Source organism: Streptosporangium sp. NPDC003464 (assembly GCF_053588315.1).
In genome coordinates this window covers 1-3,331 of record NZ_JBSFPS010000480.1, presented here as the reverse complement: position 1 = coordinate 3,331, position 3,331 = coordinate 1, and the positions used below count along the sequence as shown (strand labels likewise).

At 72.1% G+C, this 3,331-nt stretch carries 3 protein-coding genes; 1 reads left to right on the top strand and 2 read right to left on the bottom strand.

Translation table 11 applies throughout. The features are described 5' to 3' along the window. Window positions 1–74 precede the first annotated feature (74 nt). Both ACWDS7_RS47515 and ACWDS7_RS47510 read right to left on the bottom strand, forming a co-directional pair. Entirely contained in the window at window positions 75–914 is an 840-nt protein-coding gene (locus tag ACWDS7_RS47515; protein WP_451934682.1) for an NAD(P)H-binding protein, read from the bottom strand. A 45-nt stretch (window positions 915–959) separates the two neighbouring features. After that, window positions 960–2,432 carry an MFS transporter gene (locus ACWDS7_RS47510; RefSeq protein ID WP_451934681.1) on the bottom strand — a complete coding sequence of 491 codons (1,473 nt, stop codon included), beginning with the start codon at window positions 2,430–2,432 and terminating at the stop codon, window positions 960–962. 340 nt (window positions 2,433–2,772) lie between these two features. Here ACWDS7_RS47510 and ACWDS7_RS47505 point away from each other — a divergent pair, with 340 nt between their 5' ends. Further along, a complete protein-coding gene (locus ACWDS7_RS47505) occupies window positions 2,773–3,270 on the top strand; it encodes a GNAT family N-acetyltransferase (RefSeq protein ID WP_306869297.1) in 498 nt (165 codons plus the stop codon). The last annotated feature ends 61 nt before the right edge of the window (window positions 3,271–3,331 follow it).

The following is a 3,331-nucleotide window of genomic DNA, read 5'->3' as shown; positions in this document are numbered from 1 at the left end:
ACCTGATAGATCGGATTCTCTGCGACTCCCTCAAAACGATGACCGTTTGGGATGCGGCAGGGCTGGCAGGGTCTTTACCGGGTGAAGTCGCCCGCGTGGTCCTCGGCCCAGACCGCGAAGCCGCGGGCCGGGTGGCCGGTCAGCTCCTCGACCGTCCGGGTGGTCTCGACCGGCGAGCCGTCGTTGGAGCGCCACCAGTCGAGCAGCGCGTCGGCGAAGCTCCCGGGGATGTAGTCGGCCATCTCCGCCTTCCACGCCGCGCGGCTGACGGCCTCGACGGCGACGGGCCGGCCCGTCGCGCGGGAGATGTGGCCGATCTGCTCCCGGAAGGTGACGGACTCCGGCCCGGTCAGGGTGTACTTCCCGCCGCTCAGCCGGGGATCGGTCAGTACGGCGAGCGCCGCCTCGGCGATGTCCGCCTCGTGGATGGGGTCGGTGTGGGAGTCGGGGTAGGGCAGGTTCACCGCCCCGGTGGACTTGATGGGCCAGGACCACTGCAGCGCGTTGCTCGCGAAGGAACCCGGCCGCAGGAACGTCGACTCGACGGGCGAGGCCGCGAGGGCTCTCTCGACCTTCAGGTGTGACCTGGCGATGGGGTCCTCGCCGGCGCCGGGGCCGAGCACCGCGCTGGTCGACAGCAGCACGATGTGCCGGACCCCGGCGTCGGCGGCCTGCTCGACGAACGCGTCGATGTGCGACGGCTCGGCGTAGAGAAAGACGGAGGTGACCCCCTTGAGCGCGGCGGGGAAGGTGGCCGGGTCGGAGAGGTGGCATCGCATCGTCGGCACGTCTCCGGGCAGGTCGAGCTTGTCGGGGCTGCCGGAGGCGGCCCGCGCGTCGATGCCCCGGCTCCTCAGGAGGGTCAGGAGCGTGCCGCCGACGAGTCCGCGGGCTCCGGTGACGAGAATGGTCATGGTGGATTTCCTTTTCACGGTCGGTGTGGCTGTGGACGAGAAGATCTAGTGGTGGCCCTGGGGCTGTGCCCGGCGGGGCAGCAGCCGGACGAGACAGCAGCTGACGGCGGTGACGGCGGCGACGAGGGCGAGGCTCCAGATCACGGCCCGGGTCTGGCCGCCGGTGGCCAGGGTGTTGAAGTAGACGGTGGTCACCGCGGCTGCCCCCAGGGCGTTGGCCAGTTGCTGGACCGCGCTGAGCGAGCCGCCGGCGCTGCCGGCCTCCTCGGGGGCGATGTCGCCGATGGTGACGTCGTAGATGGTCCCGAAGCAGGTCCCCATGCCCAGTCCGATGATCAGGACCGGTGGCACGAGAGTCCAGGGGCCCACCGAGGTCCCGGCCGACAGGACGAGGACGAGCAGCCAGCCGGTGCCCGCCAGGGTGATGAGCAGGCCGATGAGGACGAGATCGCGCCCGAGCCGGCCGATGAGCCGGTAGGAGGCGATGGAGGCGACGACGATGCCCACCGCGACCGGCGTCAGGCCGAGCGCCGTCTTGAGGGGCGGGTGGCCGAGGCCGTTCTGCATGAAGAGGGACAGCACGTAGAGCAGGCCGGAGACCGCGGCGAAGAAGGCGACGCCGAGGATGAGGCCCGAGGTGAACCCCCGGTTGCGCAGCAGCGACGGCTTGATCAGCGGGGCGGCGGCCGTGTGCTGACGCCGGCAGAACAGGCCGAAGAAGGCGGCACCGCCGGCGACGGACAGGACGGGGACGAGCCTCCATCCGCTGGCGGACCCGTCGATCAGGCCGAAGATCAGCCCGAGCATGGCCGCGGCGAGCAGGCCGGAGCCGACACCGTCGACGGTGGTGGCGGGGTCGCCGGTGTCCTTCGGCAGGAGCCTGACCGCGGCGAGGATCGCGAGGCCGCCGAGCACGATGTTGATCAGGAACATGGAGCGCCAGCCCAGCCCGGCGAGGTCGGCCTCGATGAGGAAGCCGGCCATGATGGGGCCGCCGACGGCGGAGATCCCCATCACCGGGGCGAAGGCGCTGAACGCCTTGCCGATCTGGTCGCGCGGGAAGACCGAGCCGAGGATGCCGAACCCCTGCGGGATCAGCAGGGCGCCGAAGGCGCCCTGGAGGAGCCGGGCGATGACGATCGACGCGGGGGTGACGGCCAGGCCGCAGGCGATCGAGGCGAGCGTGAAGCCGGTGATCCCGATGAGGAAGAGGCGCCGGCGGCCGTATCTGTCGCCGAGCCGGCCGCCGACCACGAGGAGGACGCCGAGGGCGAGGGCGTAGCCGGCCCCCAGCCACTGGATGAGGGTCTCGCCTCCGTGGAGGTCGTCGGCGATGGTGGGGGCGGCGATGTTGGTGATCGTCGCGTCGAGGAGGTCCAGGACATCGGCGCTGAGGATGACGGCGAGGACGGCCCACCGTCTTCTCGGGGAGAGCGCCCCCTTTCCGGGGGAGACCGTCTCCGCTCCGGGGGAGGCCGTCTCCGCGACGGCGGCGGTGGGGTGGGCGGGCGTGGACAAGAGCGTGACTCTTTCGGGAAAGGAGTGCGGGGCGCGCTGAACGCGCCCGCGACACATATATTGCGTGACGCAGATATTGCGTCACGCAGATAAATGTGAGGCAGGCGGGGCCCGGTGTCAAGTCCGGGGCAGGACGGGAGCAGGACAGGGGCCGGAAGGGGGCTGGGAGGGAGCGGGGCCGGAAGGGAGCCGGAAGGGGGCTGGGCCGGAACCGGAAGGGGGCTGGGCTGGAAGGGGGCTGGGGGGCGGGGCGGGGCCAGGGCGGGGCCGGGGGGCGCCGCCGGTCCGAGGGCTGCCAGGATTCTCCGGTAGCCGCAACCGGAGTCAGGGGGTCCCGCACATGACCGCATCAGCGGAGAGGGCCGGAGTGATCGTGGTCAGGGCCGTCGCCTGGGACGACGCCGCGGCCGTCGCGCTGCGCGAGGCGATGGAGGAGGAGATGGGCGCCCGGTACGCCGACCGGCTCGCCTCGAAGGTGGACTACCTGCCGCGCGGCATGAACGTCGAACCCGGGTCCGTCGTCTACACCGGGGTCGCCTACCTCGGCGCCGACCTGCCGGTCGGGCACATCGCGCTCCGCCGGCTCGGCGCCGAACTGGAGCTCAAGCGGATGTTCGTGGTCCCGTCCCACCGGGGCGCGGGCGTGGCGCGCCCGCTGCTGGCCGCGGCCGAGGACGCGGCCCGCGCGCTCGGCGGGAGGCGGATCATCCTGCAGACCGGAGACCGCCAGCCGGACGCCGTGCGGGTGTACCGGCGGGAGGGGTACGTCCCCATCCCGGTCTTCCCTCCCTACGAGCGGCTGGAGGGCTCCTGCTGCTTCGAGAAGCGGCTGGCCTGAGCCCTGCCGTACCGGAACGTCGAGCCCCTTCTGGAGGGTCCGCGCGCGGACCCTCCAGAAG

Excerpts from the sequence above, each read along its gene's own strand:
- ACWDS7_RS47515 (WP_451934682.1), bottom strand. The coding sequence starts at position 914 with ATGACCATTCTCGTCACCGGAGCCCGCGGACTCGTCGGCGGCACGCTC.
- ACWDS7_RS47505 (WP_306869297.1), top strand. The coding sequence starts at position 2,773 with ATGACCGCATCAGCGGAGAGGGCCGGAGTGATCGTGGTCAGGGCCGTC.